Here is an 18,705-nt window from a genome sequence, read left to right on the forward strand (position 1 = left end):
GTTGCTTGACCAAAGACTAGCGCAAGGGCGGCCATCGCGCCGCCCTTGTCATAACCATCGCACAGCCACGACCGCTGCGCCGGGGAGGGGAACGACATGGCATCAGATGCAAAGACGGCGTCCAGCTTTGAAGAGGGCCTGAAAGGCGCCTCGGAAAAGGTGGCCGAGTTTCACGAAGAACAGAGCTTTCTGAAAAGGCTGCAGCACTGGCTGCACCAGACACCTTCGGCGGTGCCGCTGATTGTTCTGATGGTGGCGCTGCTGGTGTTCGGCGTGCTGGCCGAGAATTTCTTCAAGGCGGGAACCCTGTCGGTGGTTCTGCAGCAGATCGCCATCGTTGGCATTCTGGGCTGCGCGCAAAGCATCGTGATCCTGACCGCAGGCATCGACCTGTCGGTCGGCGCAATCGCGGTGTTTTCGTCGGTGTTGATGGGGCAGGCGACGTTCCGCTATGGCGTCCCGGCAGAACTGGCTATCGTGATCGGCCTGATCCTTGGCACCGCCATGGGGGCGATGAACGGGCTGCTGATCGCCAAGATGAAACTGCCTCCCTTCATCGCCACGCTGGGCACCTGGCAGATTTTGCTGTCGGCCAATTTCATTTTTTCTGCGAACGAAACCATCCGGTCCTCTGATATCGCCGAACGCGCGGCCGCCCTGCAGTTCTGGGGCGGGTCGATCCAGCCGGGCGGGATCAAGATTCTGTATGCGGTGTTCCTGATGATCGCGCTGGTCGCCATCATGTCCTATGTCCTGCGCTCCACCGCCTGGGGCCGGCATGTCTATGCGACCGGTGATGACCCGCAGGCGGCGGAACTGGCCGGGGTGCCGACTGGCAAGGTGTTGATACAGGTCTATGCGCTGGCCGGGTTTTTCTGTGCTGTGGCGGGCTGGGTGATGATCGGGCGTTTCGGGTCAGTCTCGCCCACGGCATCGACCGGGCAGCTGGGCAATATCCAGTCGATTACGGCTGTGGTGATCGGGGGCATCTCGCTTTTCGGCGGGCGCGGGTCGGTTGTCGGTATGTTCTTTGGCGCGCTGATCGTGGGCGTGTTTGAAATGGGTCTGCGGCTGGTGGGGACAGATCCGCAATGGACGTTCTTCCTGATCGGCGTGCTGATCATCTTTGCAGTTGCCGTGGACCAGTGGATCAGAAAGGTGGCAAGCTGATGGAACCGCTTCTGAAAGGCACAAACCTCGTCAAGCGCTATGGCAAGGTGACCGCGCTGGACCATTGCGACTTCGATCTGTACCCCGGCGAAATTCTGGCGGTGATCGGCGACAATGGCGCAGGCAAATCCACGCTGATCAAGGCGATTTCCGGCGCGGTCATCCCGGATGAGGGAGAGATCACGCTGGAAGGCAAGCCGATCCGGTTTTCCAACCCAATCGAGGCGCGGGCGGCGGGGATCGAAACGGTGTACCAGACCCTTGCCATGTCGCCCGCCCTGTCGATTGCCGACAACATGTTCATGGGCCGCGAATTGCGCGCGCCCGGCATCATGGGGTCGGTGTTTCGCAAGCTGGACCGCCCCCGGATGGAGAAGTTCGCCCGCGAAAAGCTGAACGAGCTTGGCCTGATGACGATCCAGAACATCAATCAGGCGGTGGAAACCCTGTCCGGTGGTCAGCGTCAGGGGGTCGCGGTGGCGCGGGCGGCGGCGTTCGGGTCGAAGGTGGTGATCCTGGATGAACCCACCGCCGCGCTGGGCGTGAAGGAGTCGCGCCGGGTGCTGGAGCTGATCCGCGACGTGCGCGCCCGGGGGATTCCGATCATCCTGATCAGCCACAACATGCCGCATGTGTTTGAAGTGGCGGACCGTATCCACATCCACCGCTTGGGCAAACGGTTGTGCGTGATCAAGCCGGGCGAGCATTCGATGTCGGATGCGGTGGCCTATATGACCGGGGCAAAGCTGCCCGAAGGTGTGGCGGAACCGGTATGACACCCGACAGGCTGGCCGATCTGATCCGTCAGCGCGCAGAGGGGCAGGGTAGGTTTCTGACCGCCCTTGCCGGCCCCCCCGGCGCGGGGAAATCGACCCTTGCCGAAGCGGTTGTCGCGGCGCTTGGGGCCGGGGCGCGCGTGGTGCCGATGGATGGCTTTCATCTGGACGATGCAGTGCTTGACCGGATGGGCCTGCGCGCCCGCAAGGGTGCGCCGGAAACATTCGACGTGGCGGGCTTTGCCCATCTGATCCACCGTCTGCGCGAAGAAGACGAGGTTGCGATCCCGGTCTTTGACCGCAGCATGGAACTGTCGCGGGCCGCCGCCGATATGGTGCTGGCGGATGACCAGTTTCTGGTGATCGAGGGCAACTACCTGCTCCTGAACGATCCGCCATGGTCGGCCCTTGCCCCGGCCTTTGACCTGACGGTGTGGATCGATGTGCCCGAAGCGGAACTGGACCGGCGCCTGATGCAGCGCTGGTTGCACCATGGCAAAACGCCCGAAGCCGCGCGGGCCTGGATTGACGGCAATGACATGCCCAACATCCGCCGCACCATCGCAAGGTCACGTCCGGCGGATGTCGCGATCCGCTGGCTTTAGACCAGCCTGAAGTGGGCTATGTTTCCGCGACCGGCGCGCTGTGCGGGGCAGACCGGTTATGACCCCGGTGGCATCGCCTTGCGTTGGCGGGCGCGTTCGATGCCCAGTTTGCGCTCGCGCCAGATGATCAGCACCCCGGCGCTGATCACCAGCGCGGCCCCGGCCAGCATGGTCACGGTCGGCACCTCGGAAAAGAAGAACCAGCCGAACAGCAGGGCAAACAGCATCGACGCGTAATCGAAGGGTGCTACTACCGACGCATCGGCACTGCGGTAGGACGAGGTCAGGAAAATCTGGCCAAGCCCGCCGAGCAGACCCGCGGTTACCAGAAGGGCCGCCTCGGCCCCGGTTGGAATGACCCAGCCATAGGGCAGGGTGATCAGGGACAGCAGCGTGGCGGTGACCGAAAACCAGAACACGATGGTTCCGGTCTGTTCGGCCTGCACCAGTTTGCGCACGAACACCTGCGCCAAGGCGGCAAAGACGGCACTGCCCAGCACCATCATTGCCCCCAGCGCCTCGGTCGGGTTGGCGCCCCCGTTCAGCACGCTCAGCCGCGGTGAGACGACGATCAGCACCCCGACCATCCCCAGGATGACACAGCTGATCCGAAAGGCGCGCACCTCTTCGCCCAGAAACATGGCGGCAAAGATGACGGTCAGCAAAGGGGCGGTGTAGCCGATGGCCGTCACTTCGGGCAGCGGCAGGTAGGCCAGGGCGGCAAAGCCCAGGCCCATGGCCGTGGTGCCCATCAGGCCGCGCCAGAAATGGCCGAACGGGTTGCCGGTGCGCAGGCCGGTCGACAGTTCACGCCGCCAGGCAAGCCAGATCAGGATGACCGGAATGGCAAAGAAAGACCTGAAAAACACCGCCTCGCCCGGAGGAACATGGGCCGAGGTGGCCTTGATCATCGCCGACATCGTGATGAACAAGAGGACCGAGATGAGTTTGAGGGCAATGCCGCGCAACGGGTTCATGATGCGGGCATGGTGGCGGCGATGGCCCAGCGCCGCAAGGGGCGCGATTGTCCCCGGCACAATCGAGCCGGGCGCAATCGTGGCTTCCCTGTCGGCGGCAGGTCTGATTTGCTGACACGAAAGGAGTCGTCCCATGCCGCACATCGCCCCCAAAGCCCCACTGTCAGACCGGATCACCCAAGGCCGGGGTCAGCAGCCTGCCGATCTGGTGCTGAAGGGGGGGCGGGTGTTTGACCTGATCACCGGCGATCTGGTCGAGACCGATGTGGCGATCTGCGGCGATACGATTGTGGGCGTGTTTGGTGAGTACAGCGGGAAGCGGGAGATTGGTGTTGCGGGCAAGATTCTGGTGCCGGGATTTATCGACACCCATCTGCACATCGAATCCTCGCTGGTGACCCCGTTTGAATTCGACCGCTGCGTCACCCCGCGCGGGGTGACGACGGCGATCTGCGATCCGCATGAGATTGGCAATGTCTGTGGCATTGCCGGGGTGAATTACTTTCTTGAAGCATCGCTGCATTGCCTGATGGACATCAGGGTGCAGCTGTCGTCCTGCGTGCCGTCTACCCATATGGAAACGGCCGGCGCTCGGCTTGAGGCGGCGGACCTGTTGCCGCTGATCGACCATCCGCGCGGGATCGGGCTGGCGGAGTTCATGAACTTTCCCGGTGTGCTGATGCAGGATGCGGGGGTGATGGCCAAGCTGCAAGCGTGGCAGGGCCGCCATATCGACGGGCATGCACCGCTGCTGCGCGGCAATGACCTGAACGGCTATATCAGCGCCGGAATCCGCACCGAACATGAGGCGACCACGGCCGAAGAGGGGCTGGAAAAGCTGCGCAAGGGCATGCGGGTGCTGATACGCGAAGGATCGGTCAGCAAGGATCTGCACGCGCTGGCCCCGCTGCTGACCGAACGCCACGCACCCTATCTGTGCCTGTGCACCGATGACCGCAACCCGCTGGACATCGCCGAACATGGCCATCTGGACTACATGATCCGCACCCTGATCGCCCTTGGCTGCCCGCCGCTGGCCGTTTACCGCGCGGCAAGCCTGTCGGCGGCAGAAGCGTTCGGGTTGAAGGATCGCGGGTTGATCGCGCCGGGCAAACGCGCCGATATTGCAGTGATTGATACGCTGGAGGGTTGCAATGCCAGCATGGTGCTGGCGGGCGGCGTGGTGGCCGACGCGGCGGCTTTTGCCGCGCGTGGCACGGTTGAGCCTGTGGCGCGACAGTCTGTCAAGGCGCGGCGGGTTGCGGCGCAGGATTTCCGCACCGGCGGCAACCGGATTGAGACGCCGGTGATCGGTATCCTGCCGGGCAAGATCATCACCGAACATCTGACGTATCAGATCGCCCCTGTCGATGGCGACAAGCGCCCGGACATGGACCGCGATCTGGTCAAGATCGCGGTGATCGAGCGGCACGGGGTGAATGGCAACATGGCCACCGGCTTTGTGAAAGGCTTTGGGCTGCAGCGCGGGGCCATAGCCTCGACCGTGTGCCATGACCATCACAACATTGCCGTGGTCGGTGCGGATTATGCCGATATGGCGCTGGCGGCCAACCGGCTGGGCGAGATCGAGGGCGGGTTCGTGGTGGTTTGTGACGGCAAGGTGCTGGCCGAGCTGGCGCTGCCGGTGGCAGGGCTGATGAGCCTTGAGCCATTCGAGGTGGTGCGGGATGCGCTGATCGGCTTGCGTGCGGCGGCGAAGGGGCTGGGGGTCGCGCTGGAAGAGCCGTTCCTGCAACTGGCCTTTTTGTGCCTGCCGGTGATTCCGCATCTGAAGATCACCGATATGGGGATGGTGGATGTGGACCGTTTCGAGGTGATGCCGTGATCTGGGGCGGGGGCGGCCTCGGGGGGCATCGAGCCCCCGCTCGGCCGCGCTGCCGCGGAAGGGTGCCGGGCGCCGCGCGGGCGGCTGGCCGGGGCCTCCGGCGGGAGTATTTGGCAAAGGTGCAAGTCATGGTCCCGGGCCAGTGATTGACAAGCTGGAGATGTTCATCGCCCTCGCCCGCGCCGGGCATTTCGGGCGGGCGGCGGAGGCCTGCGGGGTGACGCAACCCTCGCTGTCGGCGGCGATCAAACAGCTGGAGGAGCAGCTGGGGGTGCAGCTGGTGTTTCGCGGTGCGCGCTATCAGGGGCTGACGCCCGAGGGGCAGCGCGTGCTGGACCGCGCCCAAGGGATTGTTGCCGAGGTGCGGGTGCTGCGCGACGAAATGCGCTCGGTCCGCAAGGGGCTGGCGGGCAAGCTGCGGATCGGCGTGATCCCGACCGCCTTGCCGATGGTGGCGCAGGTGACGACGCCGCTGATCCGGCGGCATCCGGCGGTGTCGGTCACCATTCTGTCGCGCACCAGTGCCGAGATCCTGACCGGGATCGAGCGGCTGGAGCTGGATGCGGGCATCACCTATCTGGACAATGAGCCGTTGGGGCGGGTGCTGAGCCTGCCGCTGTATGCCGAGTTCTACCGGCTGATCTGTGCGCCGGGGACCGCAATGGCGGACCGGGCGCAGGTGCGCTGGGCCGATCTGGCGGGTTTGCCGCTGTGTCTGCTGACCGGCGACATGCAGAACCGGCGCATCGTGAACCAGCATCTGGCCGAGGCCGGGGTGCGCACGGCACCGGGGATCGAGAGCAATTCCACCATTGCCCTGCTGGCGCATGTTGTCACCGGGCAGTGGGTGTCGGTCCTGCCCAAGGCCCTGGCTGATCTGTTCGCCCAATCGGGCGCGGTGCGGGCGGTGCCGATTGTGGAACCGGAGGCCGAGCATCTGGTCGGGCTGATCGCAGCGCGGCGTGATCCGCCGACGCCGCTGATCGAGGCGCTGCTTGAAGCGGCACGGCGGATGGCGGAAGATCAGGTGTGATAGGTTTTGTCTATCACTTGACGGGAAATCGATATTGATTTGCCTGTCATGCCGGGTAGACACTCTCGTGGAGCAAAGCCACAGGAGAAGCCATGCTGGACGATCAGGCCATCCTTTCGCGCGCGACGGAAATTGTTCAGGCGCATCAGGGTGTTGAGGGTGCGCTTTTGCCGATGTTGCATGCCGTGCAGGCAGAGTTTGGTCATGTGCCGCAAGCGGCGATGCCAGCGCTGGCCGACGCGGCAGGGGTGACGCGGGCGGAATTGCACGGGGTTGTCAGCTTTTATCACGATTTCCGCGAGGTGCCGGCCGGGCAGGTGATGGTGCGCCTGTGCCGGGCCGAGGCCTGTCAGGCGATGGGCGGCGACAGGGTAGCGGCGCAGGTGCAGGCGCGGCTGGGGCTGGACTGGCACGAGACCAGCGCCGATGGCGCGGTGACGCTGGAGCCGGTGTTCTGCCTTGGGTTGTGCGCCTGCGCGCCTGCGGCACAGGTGAACGGGCGGCTGATCGGGCGGGCAGATGCGGCGCGGGTTATGGCGGCTGTGGCCGGGGGGCAGGCATGAAGGTCTTTGTGCCGCTGGACGCCGCTGCCCGGGCGCTTGGGGCGGATGAAGTTGTGGCGGCCTTGCAGACCGAGGCCGCGCGGCGCGGGATTGAGTTGACGCTGGTGCGCAATGGCAGCCGGGGGATGGTCTGGCTGGAGCCATTGGTCGAGGTGGAGACACCGGACGGGCGTGTGGGGTTCGGCCCGATGGATGCGGCATCGGTGGCACAGGTGTTCGATGGCGGGCCGTTATCGCTGGGGCCGGTGGAAGATCTGCCGTGGATGAAGGCGCAGACCCGGCTGACATTTGCGCGCTGCGGGGTGATTGATCCGCTGTCGGTTGACGATTACCGCGCGCATGGCGGCTGCGCCGGGCTGATGCGCGCGCTGGGCATGGATGTGGAAGGGCGGCTGGCGGAAGTGACCGCATCGGGTCTGCGCGGGCGGGGCGGGGCGGGGTTTCCCACGGGCATCAAGTGGCGCACGGTGGCGGGGGCTGTGGCGGACCGCAAATATATCGTCTGCAACGCCGACGAGGGCGACAGCGGCACCTTTGCCGACCGGATGATCATGGAAGGCGATCCGCTGTCGCTGATCGAGGGCATGGTGATTGCCGGGATCACGGTGGGGGCCACGAAGGGCTTTGTTTACCTGCGCAGTGAATACCCCGATGCGATTGCCATGATGAACCGGGCAGTCCTGGTGGCGCGCACGGCGGGGATGCTGGGGCCGTCGGTCATTGGGTCGGGGCTGGCGTTCGATATGGAAATCCGGGTGGGCGCGGGGGCCTATGTCTGCGGCGAGGAGACGAGCCTGCTCAACAGCCTTGAGGGCAAGCGCGGTGTGGTGCGCGCCAAGCCGCCACTGCCGGCGCTGGAAGGCTTCATGGGCAAGCCTACGGTCGTGAACAACGTGATCAGCCTTGCGACCATACCGGTGATCTTTGAACGCGGGGCTGCCGCCTATGCGGCGCTTGGGATCGGGCGGTCGCGTGGGACGATCCCGTTGCAGATCGCCGGGAACGTGGCGCGGGGCGGGTTGTTCGAGGCGGCCTTTGGCATGTCGCTGGGGGGGATTGTGGACGGGTTGGCCGGTGGCACGGCGACCGGGCGGCCGGTGAAGGCGGTGCAGGTCGGTGGTCCGCTGGGGGCTTACTTCCCGCGCGCGTTGTTCGATGTGCCCTTTGGCTACGAAGACTATGCCGGGCAGGGCGGGTTGATCGGCCATGCCGGAATCGTGGTGTTTGACGACACTGCCGACATGCTGGCGCAGGCGCGCTTTGCCTTTGAATTCTGCGCGGTGGAATCCTGTGGCAAGTGCACGCCGTGCCGTATCGGGGCGGTGCGCGGGGTGGAAACCGTGGACCGGATTGCACGCGGCGACGCCAGTGCCATCCCGTTGCTGACGGACCTGTGCGATACGATGAAGGCCGGGTCGCTGTGTGCGCTGGGGGGCTTTACGCCCTACCCGGTGCTGTCGGCGCTGACCCATTTCCCGGGTGATTTCGCCTGTGCAAGAGAGGCTGCCGAATGAAGGATTTCATCATTCCCGACCGCGACTTCGGTACGCCTGCGGCGAAGTCGAAGGTGATGGTCACGCTGACGATTGACGGGTTTGATGTGACAGTGCCCGAAGGTACCAGCATCATGCGGGCGGCGGCAGAGGCGGGGATTTCGGTGCCAAAGCTCTGCGCCACCGACTCGGTGGACGCCTTTGGGTCGTGCCGGTTGTGTCTGGTGGAGATCGAGGGGCGCAGTGGCACGCCCGCCAGCTGCACCACGCCGGTGGCGGCGGGGCTGAAGGTTTCTACCCAGAACGACCGGCTGAAAAAGCTGCGGCGCGGGGTGATGGAGCTGTATATCAGCGACCATCCGCTGGATTGCCTGACCTGTTCGGCCAATGGCGATTGCGAGTTGCAGGATATGGCGGGGGCGGTGGGTCTGCGCGATGTGCGCTATGAGGCTGTGGAGACCCATTTCCGCGCCAAGAACACCAGCGGAGAGGACAATCCGCACTGGGTGCCGAAAGACGATTCCAACCCCTATTTCACCTATGACCCGGCCAAATGCATCGTCTGCAGCCGCTGCGTGCGGGCCTGCGAGGAAGTGCAGGGCACCTTCGCGCTGACGATTGAAGGGCGGGGATTTGACAGCCGGGTGTCGTTCGGGGCCAAGACCGATACCGCGCTGACCAGCGATTGCGTGTCCTGCGGGGCCTGCGTGCAGGCCTGCCCGACCGCGACCTTGCAGGAAAACTCCATCATAGACATCGGCACGCCGGAACGATCAGTCATCACGACCTGCGCCTATTGCGGGGTGGGGTGCAGCTTCAAGGCGGAAATGCGCGGCGACGAGCTGGTGCGGATGGTGCCCTATAAGCACGGCAAGGCGAACCGGGGGCATTCTTGCGTCAAGGGCCGCTTTGCCTATGGTTATGCCACCCACAAGGATCGCATCCTGAAACCCATGATCCGCGAGGCGATCACCGATCCGTGGCGCGAGGTATCGTGGGGCGAGGCGATGGAATTTGCCGCCAATCGGATGAGGGGCATTCAGGAGCAATACGGGCGGCAGTCGGTGGGGGTTATCACGTCAAGCCGCTGCACCAACGAAGAAGCCTATCTGGTGCAGAAGCTGACGCGGGCGGTGTTTCTGAACAACAACACCGACACCTGCGCGCGGGTGTGCCATTCGCCCACCGGGTACGGTCTGGGGCAGACCTTTGGCACCTCTGCGGGCACGCAGGATTTCGACTCGGTCGAGGAAACCGATGTGGTGATCGTGATCGGCGCGAACCCGGTGAATGGCCACCCGGTCTTTGCCAGCCGGTTGCGCAAACGCCTGCGGCAGGGCGCGAAGCTGATCGTGATCGACCCGCGCCGGACCGAGATGGTGGAAGGGCCGCATTACAAGGCCTGCCATCATCTGGCACTGAAGCCCGGCACCAATGTCGCCATTGTCTCGGCCATGGCGCATGTGATCGTGACGGAAGGGCTGATGGATGAGGCGTTCATCCGTGCGCGGTGTGACTGGGATGCGTTTCAGGATTATGCCGAGTTCATCGCCGCCCCCCATCACGCCCCCGAGGCGGTGGAACTGCTGACCGGCGTTCCAGCGGCAGAGGTGCGCGCGGCGGCGCGGTTGTTTGCCAAGGGCGGCAATGGCGCGATCTACTACGGGCTGGGGGTGACGGAACATTCCCAAGGCTCGACCACGGTGATTGCCATTGCTAACCTTGCCATGCTGACCGGCAATATCGGGCGGCCCGGCGTGGGGGTGAACCCGCTGCGCGGGCAGAACAATGTGCAGGGGTCCTGCGACATGGGGTCGTTCCCGCATGAACTGCCGGGCTATCGCCATGTGAAACTGGATGACGCCCGCGCGGTGTTTGAACGGGTCTGGGGCGTGCAGATCGACAATGAACCCGGATTGCGCATTCCCAACATGCTGGATGCGGCGGTCGAGGGCACGTTCAAGGGGCTGTATTGTCAGGGCGAAGACATCCTGCAATCGGACCCCGATACCAAACACGTGGCGGCGGGGCTTGCCGCGATGGACTGCGTGATCGTGCACGACCTGTTCCTGAACGAAACTGCGAATTACGCGCATGTGTTCTTTCCCGGCAGCACGTTTCTTGAGAAAGACGGCACTTTTACCAATGCCGAACGCCGCATCAACCGCGTGCGCAAGGTGATGGCCCCCAAGCAGGGCTATGCCGATTGGGAGGTGACGCAGCTTTTCGCCAATGCGATGCTGGCAAAGACGGGCGGCGCGACGTGGGGCTACACCCACCCAAGCCATATCATGGACGAAATCGCCCTGACCACGCCCAGCTTTGCCGGGGTGTCTTATGAACGGCTGGAAACGCTGGGATCGGTGCAATGGCCCTGCAATGAGGCCAACCCCGAGGGTACGCCCTTGATGCACGTGGATGGCTTTGTACGCGGCAAGGGGCGGTTCATTCGCACCGAATATGTGGCGACGGATGAGAAAACCGGCCCGCGCTTTCCGCTGCTGCTGACCACCGGGCGGATACTGTCGCAATACAACGTCGGCGCGCAGACCCGGCGCACAGCCAATGTGATCTGGCATGCCGAGGATGTGCTGGAAGTGCACCCGCACGACGCCGAGGTGCGGGGCATCCGCGATGGCGACTGGGTGCGGCTGGCCTCGCGCTCGGGCGAGACGACGTTGCGGGCAGAGATCACCGACAAGGTGTCGCCCGGCGTGGTCTACACCACCTTCCATCACCCCGAAACGCAGGCCAATGTCATCACCACCGATTTCAGCGACTGGGCGACGAATTGCCCGGAATACAAGGTGACGGCGGTACAGGTCAGCCCGTCGAACGGGCCTTCGGAATGGCAGGAAGACTATGCCGGGCAAGCAGCCCTTGCCCGGCGTATTCTGCCAGCGGCGGAATGATGCAAGATCATGCGTCCTTTCCGCGCCTGTCATTTTCAGGAGGCGTCGCGCGGGAAAGCCAGCGGGTATTGCCTGCGGAAGTGGCGGTGGCGCTGTCCTATAACGCGTCTACCCATGCGGTGATGATGGCCACCCCCGCCGACCTGACCGATTTCGCGCGCGGGTTTACGCTGGCAGAAGGGCTCGCGGCGCTGGAGGAAATCGAGCGAATTGATGTGGTGGAAACTGCGCTGGGTGTCGATCTGCAGATCTGGCTGACGGAGGGCGCCGCGGCACGCCAACAGCAGCGGCGGCGCAGCATGGCTGGGCCAATAGGGTGCGGGCTGTGCGGGCTGGACAGTCTGGAAGAGGCGGTGCGTGACGCGCCGGCGGTGCAGGGCACGCTGCGGATGTCTCCCGCGCAGGTGATGGCGGCGGTGGCTGCTTTGCCACAGCACCAGCCCCTGCATGACCTGACCCGTGCCGCGCATTGTGCGGCGCTGTGGACGCGCGGCAGTATTGCGCTGTCGCGGGAAGACGTGGGGCGGCACAATGCGGTCGACAAGCTGGTCGGCGCGATGGCGCAACCGGCGCAGGGGGCTGCGCTGATCCTGACCAGCCGGGTGTCGATTGATCTGGTGCAAAAGGCATGCACGGCGGGGTTTCCGGTGCTGATCGCCGCCTCGGCCCCGACGGCGGCGGCGGTGCAGATGGCCGATGGGGCGGGTCTGACGCTGATTGCCAATGCCCGTCCGGACGGGTTTGACTGCTATACCCACCCCCATCGTCTGACCGATTGCAAAGAGGTGGCGCATGTCGCTTGAAACCCATCCCGCCCGTTCTTCGCCACAGGACAAGCTGGTCACCATGGCCAACCAGATCGCGCGCTTCATGGAAAGCAAGCCATATGCCGAGGGACGGGAAGGGCTGGCCAGCCATATCAACGACTTCTGGGAGCCGCGCATGCGGCGGCAATTGTTTGACATGCTGGACGCGGGGGGCGCGGGTTTGCGACCGCTGGTCATTGACGCGGCGCCGCTGATCCGCCGTCCCAGTGCCTGAAACCGCCATCTGCCCCCTTGCCGTCAGATGTTTCGCGCGCGAAGCATTGGGGAACGGGAGGAATCAAAATGTTTGCCATTGTCACAGCCGGGCCATCGGCCATCGGGCGCAGGCTGGTCACGGCGCTGGCCGGGGCCGGGTATGATGTGGCCTTCACCCATCTGAATGCAGCCGACGCCGCCGCCGATCTGGTGGCTCAGGTGCAGGCGCTGGGGCGTCGTGCCCATGCGTGGGAATCGGATGCGGGCGATGAGGGGGCTGTGCACCGCATGCACGCCGAGGCGGCCGACTGGGCCGGGGACGCGCCTGATGTGCTGGTGAACAATGCGGGCATCCAGACCTGGGCGGGCCTGCTGGATCTGCGGGCCGATCAGTGGGACGCGGTGATGCATACCAATCTGCGCGGCACGTTCCTCAACACGCAGGCGGCGGGGCGCGCCATGGTCGCGGCGCGCAAGGGTGGCAGCATCGTTACCCTTGGCTCGGGCTGCAACAAGCTCGCCTTTCCGAAACTGGTGGACTACACCGCCAGCAAGGGCGGGATCGAGCAGTTTACCAAATCGGCGGCCGTGGAACTGGGGCCGCATGGCATCCGCGTCAACTGCATTGCGCCTGGTGCCATCGCGACCGAACGCACGGCGGCAGAGGCGGGCGATTACGCGGCCACCTGGTCCAAGGTCACGCCGCTGCGCCGGGTTGGCACGCCCGATGATCTTGCGGGGCCGTTGCTGTTCTTGTGCTCGGATGCCGCCAGTTTTGTCACCGGGCAGACGATCTGGGTCGATGGCGGGGTGTTTTCGCAAGCGACATGGCCGTATGAGCTGTGATGCGGCCCGCGTGTCAGGCTGTGGCTCCGATAATCCTTGCAACGCGAAAACGCGCGCCTAGATCACGCCCATGACACAAACCGCCCTGATCGTGGCCCACGGCCAGCCTTCCGACCCCGAACCCGCCGAGGCAGCGCTGGCCGCGCTTGCCGCTGATGTTGCCGGGCATCTGCCGGGCTGGCAGGTGGGGTCGGCTACGCTGGCGGCCGAGGGCAGGCTTGCGGCAGCTCTGCTGCGCGCTGGCGATGCGGGCGGGCTGGTCTACCCGATGTTCATGGCCGATGGCTGGTTTACCCGTCAGCATCTGCCGGAACGGCTTGCCAAGGCCTGTGCTGCGGCCCTGTTTGACACGGGGCACTGTGACCGGATCGGCTGCGGCGGCGCGGCGGGATGCGCACGCTGGCGCTGCCTGCCCCCCTTCGGCCTTGACCCTGACGTCCAGAATCTGGCGCTGCGGGTGCTGCATGAGGCCGGGGTGCCGCCGGGGGGCGAGGTTTTGTTGGCGGCCCATGGCTCGGGTCGCAGTTCGGCCCCGTCGGATGTGGCCAATGCGGTTGCCGGGCGGTTGAAGGAAGGCCTTTTGCTGGCCCGATGTGACACCGCCTTTATCGACCAGCACCCGCGACTGGCCGAGGCAAGCGGCTATCGCGCTGACGCGGTCTGCCTACCCTTTTTTGCGGCGGAGGGCGAGCATGTGACCGACGACCTGCCCGCAGCCCTGACAGAGGCGGGGTTTGTGGGCCGTGTCCTGCCAGCACTGGGGCGCGATGCGCGGGTGCCGGGGCTGATTGCAGGTGCCTTGCGCCGTGCGGCACAGGGATCAGGCGACCAGTGATCCGCTGCGTGCGGCCAGGGCCTGCCGGGTCTCTGCCCAGAGCGCGGGCAGGGTTGCAGCCAGCCGCACAGCCTCGTCATGATCGGCACTGCTGATTGCCCGTTCCAGACCCGATAGCGCATCACGCAGGGCGATCGCGCCAAAGATGGTGCAACTGCCTGCCAGATGGTGAGCGATCCGGGCGGTTTCGGCATCGGGCCTGGGCTGCGCGCTGATCGCGACCATTGTTTCATCGCCTTCGGCCAGCATCCGGTCGATCAGAGAGGCCGCAAAGGGTTTTCCCACGCCTTCGGCAAGTGCGTCCAGATCGGTCTGTTCAATCGCAGCACCCACCCCGTTTTCTGGCACTTGTGTATCGCCAGACAACTGTGCCAGCAGCCGTTCACGGCTGACCGGTTTGGTCAGGCAGACGTCCAGCCCCGCTTGGCGGAACGCCTCGACATCTTCGGGCAGGGCATGGGCGGTCAGCGCGATGATCCGGGCCTGCATCGATGCGCCGCCGGCGCGGATGCGGCGGGCGGCCTCGACCCCGTCAAGTCGGGGCATCGAGATATCGGTGATGATCACGTCAAACCGGATCTTTGCCGCGAGGGCAACGCCTTCGATGCCATCCGTCGCCTCGGTGACCCGGTGGTTCAGATCGCTCAAGGTGCGGCGCAACAGAAAGCGGTTGATCTCGTTATCCTCAATCAGCAGGATATCCATGCCCTGTTGGGCGGATGGCAATTGAAGGACAGGTTCGCGCGGGGTCTGTGCCGGCAGCGGGGCCGGGTCGGCGGCGGGCAGCGGCAGGCGCAGCCAGAACAGGCTGCCTTCGCCGGGTTCGCTTTCGGCACCGATAGTGCCTCCCATGGCCTGCGCAAGCCGCCGCGCGATGCCCAGCCCAAGCCCGGTGCCGCCCGCTTCGCGGCCAAACGAGGAATCGACGGTGGCAAAATCGTCAAACACCCGGCCCAGATCGGCCTGGGGTATGCCGATGCCGGTATCAATGACCCGGAATTCGATCATCTGCGTCACAGTATTGCCTGCCCGTTTGAACAGGCGTTCGCTTTCCACAGTAATGGTGCCGTTGCGGGTGAACTTGACCGCATTGCCGATCAGGTTCAGCAATATCTGCTGCAACCGCCCCGGATCACCCCGTACGGTGCCAAGCGGGCCAGACAACTGCACGTGGCGCAGGCTGTTGCCGCCGGTGCGGGCGACACCTGCCTGATTGGCCAGACAATCCTCGATCAACTGATCCAGCGCAAAGGGCGTGTCAGACAGCCGGACCTGACCGGCAGCGGTGCGCGACAGGTCCAGCACGGAATCGACATGACCCAGCAGGATGGTGCCCGACACTTCCATGATCCGCAGCAGTTCCCGCTGATTGTCGTCAAGAGCTGTGTCGTTCATCAGCTCCATCGACCCGATCAGCCCGTTCAGCGGGGTGCGCATCTCGTGGCTCATCACGGCCAGAAAGTCGGCCTTGGCCTTTTCGCCCGCCTGCGCCCGGGTCAGGGCCTCTTCCAGCGCCTGCCGGTCTTCCAGCCGCTGTGAAATATCGCGCAGGAAGCTGACGATCAAAGCCCCCCGGTTCAGGTCACGGATGGCCAGCGACGCCTCCAGCGGAATGGCTTTGCCATCTGCGCGGCGGGCGGTCATTTCAAAGCGTTGCGGGCCGGAGCTGGCCGCAGCAGTCGTGATATCACGCAGACGCGCCTGATAGGCCTCGTGATGCTCTGGCGCAAACAGGATGGGCACGATCTGTCGGCCCAGAACCTGACCGCGTGACAGGCCGAACATCGCCTCGGCCACATGGTTGAACTCGACCACCCAGCCGCCCCGGTTTGTCACCACAATGGCGTCGGGAGAGGTGGCGATGATCAGTTGAAGCCGTTCGCCCGCGATCTGGTTTTCGCGCGCCTGTTGCTGGGTCACGCGGAACAGGCGGGTTGCCATGACAGCCAGCAAGACCAGCAGCAGGATGGTGCCCGCGATGGCCGTGGCCAGAAGCGTCAGGGTTCTCTGGACCGCCGCGCGTGACGCATCCGTGTTTGCCGAAAACATCAGCAGCGAGTCGAGCGACAGATCCCGCGCCAGCTGCTGCACCCGGTCGCTTTGCGCCTCCATTTCTGGCAGGGCCGCAGAAAGCGTCGTATCATCGGCGTCAATCGTGCTGACCCACTGATCGGCATAGGCCTGCATGGCATTCAGCCGGCTCAGGTTCTCGGGCCGCTGGATGAACCAGGCGTAGAGCGGGCTTCGTTCCAGCATCTGCAGGCGGCTGTAAATCACGTTGAACCAACGCCGCACCTCCGCAAGGCTTGCCTGTCCAGCGCGCGCCTTGACGAGGGTGCTTTGCAGCCGCAACACCTCTACTTCGGTCTGCATCATGACCCATTGGCCATTGTCACTGTCGGCCAGATCAAGGTCATCCAGCCGGTGGCGCACATCCAGCGCAAGCGCGCCGATGATGGCCAGCAACCCCAGCACGAGGCCTGCAATCGCCAGGGTGCGCAGCGACGCGAACACCGGCCTGAGCGGAGTGAATGGTGAAATTGTCATCGCAACCCTTGCATCTGTGGGCCAAAGTCAGGCTAGGATACATTCTAGTACACTTTGATGGCAAAGTGACGCCCATGAAAATGCGGCTGTCCGCTGCAGAAAAGGAAAATGCCCCCGTGCGGATGCTTTTGGCTGATGATCATGATCTGTTCCGTGAATCGGTCTCGGCGATGGTGGGGGCGGATGGCGGCATTGTGGTTGTATCGGTCGCCGGGGTGCAGACCGCCCTCGACAGTCTGGCACAACAGTCTTTTGATCTGGTGTTGCTGGATTACCAGATGCCGGGGATGGACGGTCTTGAAGGATTGAAAAAGATCCGCGCTGCTGCGCCGACGGTGCCCGTTGCGGTGATGTCGGGAACCATCCGCCGCGATCTGGCGCAAGAGGCACTTGCCTGTGGCGCTGTCGGCTTTGTGCCGAAAACCCTGGGCATCAAGGCGTTGATCGCCGCCATCAAGCGGATGGCAACGGGTGAGATTTTTGCCCCGATGTCGATGCTGGAAGACCCGCCGCCCCCCAACGCCGTCCTGGAAGATCTGACCCGGCGTGAGCGCGAGGTGCTGGAGGGGATCTGCGACGGCAAATCCAACAAGGAAATCGCCCGCGATCTGGATGTTCAGGAAGTGACGATCAAGCTGCACGTCAAGACATTGGCGCGCAAACTGGGCGCGCGGAACCGCACCCATGCCGCCATGATCGCGCGCAACGCCGGGATGATCCGGCCCTGACCGCGGGGCTGGGGGGGGAAAGGCCAGAGGCCGGGCGAAGGCAGGCGGCGGGACGAATTTCTTCCCCGCCCCCTGCACGGCCCCGGTTGACCCTGACACTGCGATCCTCTATTTCCCACAACAGAGCGCGGGCGTTGTGTAATGGTAAGACCTTAGCCTTCCAAGCTAAAGACGCGGGTTCGATTCCCGCCGCCCGCTCCAGTCACTCTCCCACCGATTGTTCTGCCGCGTTGGTCCTGTTCCAGCGATTGGACGACCACAGCGCGATCCCGATCAGGGTTGCGCCGCCCAGGCCCGTGATCACTTCGGGAATGTGGAACAGCGTCTGCACATACATGATCACAGACAGGATCAGGATCGCATAGAACGCGCCGTGCTCCAGATACCGGTATTGCGCCAACGTGCCGCGTTCGACCAGCATGATGGTCATCGACCGCACATACATGGCCCCGATGCCCAGCCCGATGGCAATGATGAACAGGTTGGACGACAGGGCAAAGGCCCCGATCACGCCGTCAAAGCTGAAGCTGGCATCCAGCACTTCCAGATACAGGAATGCCCCCAGACCGCCCTGCGCAGCCCCCGTCAGCGTTTGCTGGCTGCGGTCCAGCACGCCGCCCAGCACCTCTACCAGCAAAAATGTCAGCAGGCCCCAGATTGCTGCATGAAAGAAGGTCGTTGCATAGGCTGCACCCTTCTGGCCTTCGATCACCTTGGAAAACGCCAGCATCACCACCAGCACAAAGGCAATCTCGATGCCCTTGACCGAAGAATAGGTGGACACTTTTTCTTCCAGCCAGCGAACCCAGTGCACATCTTTTTCATGGTCGAAAAAGAACGACAGCGCCACCATCATCAGGAAGGTGCCGCCAAAGGCCGCAATCGGCAGATGCGCCTCCATCATGATGCGGCTGTATTCCTCGGGCTGGCTGGCGGCCATCACCAGCGCCGACCATGGGCCGACATTGGCGGCGATCACCACGATCAGCAGCGGGAATACAATCCGCATGCCGAAGACCGCAATCAGGATGCCCCAGGTCAGGAACCGCTGTTGCCAGACCGGGGTCATGTCTTTGAGCTTGTTGGCATTGACGATTGCATTGTCAAAGGACAGCGAGATTTCCAGCACCGCCAGCACCGACACGATGAAGAACACCTTCATGGCACCGGCAAAGGTATGTTCGGTGGAAAAGCCCAGCCAGAGGCCAAGGCCAAGGCCGATTGCCGTGACGATGAAGGCCCATGTAAAATAAGACAGGGACGAGCGCTGGGGTGCATCTGTTGATGACATAAGAAGGTGACCGCGCGGCATGTGGCGGTTCAGGTGCCGACATCGCAGGATTGCCGCAAAG

The 18,705-nt window shown here is 64.2% G+C and carries 16 protein-coding genes and 1 tRNA gene; 14 read left to right on the forward strand and 3 right to left on the reverse strand.

Annotated elements, in window-relative coordinates:
* Window positions 1-96: 96 nt before the first annotated feature.
* From EEB11_RS09090 to EEB11_RS09100, 3 genes are read left to right on the forward strand one after another with little or no spacing between them, the layout of a single operon-like run.
* Window positions 97-1,170 (forward strand): ABC transporter permease, encoded by a 1,074-nt coding sequence (locus EEB11_RS09090; protein WP_135430468.1) that lies wholly within the window; start codon window positions 97-99, stop codon window positions 1,168-1,170.
* A complete protein-coding gene (locus EEB11_RS09095; RefSeq protein WP_135430470.1) occupies window positions 1,170-1,946 on the forward strand; it encodes an ATP-binding cassette domain-containing protein in 777 nt (258 codons plus the stop codon). The genes EEB11_RS09090 and EEB11_RS09095 overlap by 1 nt, the downstream gene beginning before the upstream one ends.
* Complete coding sequence (locus EEB11_RS09100) at window positions 1,943-2,551, forward strand: nucleoside triphosphate hydrolase (protein ID WP_135430472.1); 609 nt, start codon at window positions 1,943-1,945, stop codon at window positions 2,549-2,551. Before EEB11_RS09095 ends, EEB11_RS09100 begins: the two co-directional genes overlap by 4 nt.
* 56 nt (window positions 2,552-2,607) lie before the next feature.
* Here the strand turns inward: EEB11_RS09100 and EEB11_RS09105 are convergent, their stop codons facing one another.
* Entirely contained in the window at window positions 2,608-3,528 is a 921-nt protein-coding gene (locus EEB11_RS09105; RefSeq protein ID WP_135430781.1) for a DMT family transporter, read from the reverse strand.
* Window positions 3,529-3,661: 133 nt separating this feature from the next.
* Between EEB11_RS09105 and ade the strand changes: the two genes are divergently transcribed.
* The 9 genes from ade (at window position 3,662) to EEB11_RS09150 (ending at window position 14,078) form a co-directional block, all read left to right on the forward strand.
* Entirely contained in the window at window positions 3,662-5,374 is a 1,713-nt protein-coding gene (gene ade / locus EEB11_RS09110) for an adenine deaminase (protein WP_135430474.1), read from the forward strand.
* Between the two features lie 142 nt (window positions 5,375-5,516).
* Window positions 5,517-6,407: a LysR family transcriptional regulator gene (locus tag EEB11_RS09115; RefSeq protein ID WP_135430476.1), complete on the forward strand. Its 891-nt coding sequence runs from the start codon at window positions 5,517-5,519 to the stop codon at window positions 6,405-6,407.
* 92 nt (window positions 6,408-6,499) lie between these two features.
* Window positions 6,500-6,970 (forward strand): formate dehydrogenase subunit gamma, encoded by a 471-nt coding sequence (locus tag EEB11_RS09120; RefSeq protein WP_135430478.1) that lies wholly within the window; start codon window positions 6,500-6,502, stop codon window positions 6,968-6,970.
* Window positions 6,967-8,484: a formate dehydrogenase beta subunit gene (locus EEB11_RS09125; protein ID WP_135430480.1), complete on the forward strand. Its 1,518-nt coding sequence runs from the start codon at window positions 6,967-6,969 to the stop codon at window positions 8,482-8,484. The genes EEB11_RS09120 and EEB11_RS09125 overlap by 4 nt, the downstream gene beginning before the upstream one ends.
* On the forward strand, window positions 8,481-11,375 hold the full coding sequence (gene fdhF / locus EEB11_RS09130; protein ID WP_135430481.1) for a formate dehydrogenase subunit alpha: 2,895 nt from the start codon (window positions 8,481-8,483) through the stop codon (window positions 11,373-11,375). Before EEB11_RS09125 ends, fdhF begins: the two co-directional genes overlap by 4 nt.
* Window positions 11,372-12,178, forward strand: coding sequence for a formate dehydrogenase accessory sulfurtransferase FdhD (gene fdhD, locus EEB11_RS09135; protein ID WP_435531102.1), 807 nt, complete (start codon window positions 11,372-11,374; stop codon window positions 12,176-12,178). The genes fdhF and fdhD overlap by 4 nt, the downstream gene beginning before the upstream one ends.
* Entirely contained in the window at window positions 12,168-12,416 is a 249-nt protein-coding gene (locus EEB11_RS09140) for a formate dehydrogenase subunit delta (protein WP_135430482.1), read from the forward strand. The genes fdhD and EEB11_RS09140 overlap by 11 nt, the downstream gene beginning before the upstream one ends.
* A gap of 68 nt (window positions 12,417-12,484) precedes the next feature.
* Window positions 12,485-13,243, forward strand: a complete 759-nt coding sequence (locus tag EEB11_RS09145; protein WP_245298837.1) for an SDR family NAD(P)-dependent oxidoreductase — start codon at window positions 12,485-12,487, stop codon at window positions 13,241-13,243.
* A gap of 70 nt (window positions 13,244-13,313) precedes the next feature.
* Window positions 13,314-14,078, forward strand: coding sequence for a CbiX/SirB N-terminal domain-containing protein (locus EEB11_RS09150; RefSeq protein ID WP_135430483.1), 765 nt, complete (start codon window positions 13,314-13,316; stop codon window positions 14,076-14,078).
* On the opposite strand, the gene EEB11_RS09155 is transcribed toward EEB11_RS09150, so the two are convergent.
* A complete protein-coding gene (locus EEB11_RS09155) occupies window positions 14,064-16,625 on the reverse strand; it encodes an ATP-binding protein (protein ID WP_135430484.1) in 2,562 nt (853 codons plus the stop codon). The two genes, EEB11_RS09150 and EEB11_RS09155, sit on opposite strands and share 15 nt — an antisense overlap.
* A 74-nt stretch (window positions 16,626-16,699) precedes the next feature.
* Between EEB11_RS09155 and EEB11_RS09160 the strand changes: the two genes are divergently transcribed.
* Both EEB11_RS09160 and EEB11_RS09165 read left to right on the forward strand, forming a co-directional pair.
* Window positions 16,700-17,353 (forward strand): response regulator, encoded by a 654-nt coding sequence (locus tag EEB11_RS09160; protein ID WP_245298838.1) that lies wholly within the window; start codon window positions 16,700-16,702, stop codon window positions 17,351-17,353.
* Window positions 17,354-17,480: 127 nt separating this feature from the next.
* Window positions 17,481-17,554 (forward strand) — tRNA-Gly (locus tag EEB11_RS09165).
* A gap of 1 nt (window position 17,555) precedes the next feature.
* Here EEB11_RS09165 and EEB11_RS09170 read toward each other — a convergent pair.
* Window positions 17,556-18,644: a DUF475 domain-containing protein gene (locus EEB11_RS09170; RefSeq protein ID WP_135430485.1), complete on the reverse strand. Its 1,089-nt coding sequence runs from the start codon at window positions 18,642-18,644 to the stop codon at window positions 17,556-17,558.
* Window positions 18,645-18,705: the final 61 nt, after the last annotated feature.

The sequence above is a fragment of the Pseudotabrizicola sediminis genome (assembly GCF_004745575.1).
GTDB classification, from domain to species: Bacteria; Pseudomonadota; Alphaproteobacteria; order Rhodobacterales; family Rhodobacteraceae; genus Pseudotabrizicola; species Pseudotabrizicola sediminis.

Excerpts from the sequence above, each read along its gene's own strand:
- EEB11_RS09090 (WP_135430468.1), top strand. The coding sequence starts at position 97 with ATGGCATCAGATGCAAAGACGGCGTCCAGCTTTGAAGAGGGCCTGAAA.
- EEB11_RS09095 (WP_135430470.1), top strand. The coding sequence starts at position 1,170 with ATGGAACCGCTTCTGAAAGGCACAAACCTCGTCAAGCGCTATGGCAAG.
- EEB11_RS09100 (WP_135430472.1), top strand. The coding sequence starts at position 1,943 with ATGACACCCGACAGGCTGGCCGATCTGATCCGTCAGCGCGCAGAGGGG.
- EEB11_RS09105 (WP_135430781.1), bottom strand. The coding sequence starts at position 3,528 with ATGAACCCGTTGCGCGGCATTGCCCTCAAACTCATCTCGGTCCTCTTG.
- ade (WP_135430474.1), top strand. The coding sequence starts at position 3,662 with ATGCCGCACATCGCCCCCAAAGCCCCACTGTCAGACCGGATCACCCAA.
- EEB11_RS09120 (WP_135430478.1), top strand. The coding sequence starts at position 6,500 with ATGCTGGACGATCAGGCCATCCTTTCGCGCGCGACGGAAATTGTTCAG.
- EEB11_RS09125 (WP_135430480.1), top strand. The coding sequence starts at position 6,967 with ATGAAGGTCTTTGTGCCGCTGGACGCCGCTGCCCGGGCGCTTGGGGCG.
- fdhF (WP_135430481.1), top strand. The coding sequence starts at position 8,481 with ATGAAGGATTTCATCATTCCCGACCGCGACTTCGGTACGCCTGCGGCG.
- fdhD (WP_435531102.1), top strand. The coding sequence starts at position 11,372 with ATGATGCAAGATCATGCGTCCTTTCCGCGCCTGTCATTTTCAGGAGGC.
- EEB11_RS09140 (WP_135430482.1), top strand. The coding sequence starts at position 12,168 with ATGTCGCTTGAAACCCATCCCGCCCGTTCTTCGCCACAGGACAAGCTG.
- EEB11_RS09145 (WP_245298837.1), top strand. The coding sequence starts at position 12,485 with ATGTTTGCCATTGTCACAGCCGGGCCATCGGCCATCGGGCGCAGGCTG.
- EEB11_RS09150 (WP_135430483.1), top strand. The coding sequence starts at position 13,314 with ATGACACAAACCGCCCTGATCGTGGCCCACGGCCAGCCTTCCGACCCC.
- EEB11_RS09155 (WP_135430484.1), bottom strand. The coding sequence starts at position 16,625 with ATGACAATTTCACCATTCACTCCGCTCAGGCCGGTGTTCGCGTCGCTG.
- EEB11_RS09160 (WP_245298838.1), top strand. The coding sequence starts at position 16,700 with ATGAAAATGCGGCTGTCCGCTGCAGAAAAGGAAAATGCCCCCGTGCGG.
- EEB11_RS09170 (WP_135430485.1), bottom strand. The coding sequence starts at position 18,644 with ATGTCATCAACAGATGCACCCCAGCGCTCGTCCCTGTCTTATTTTACA.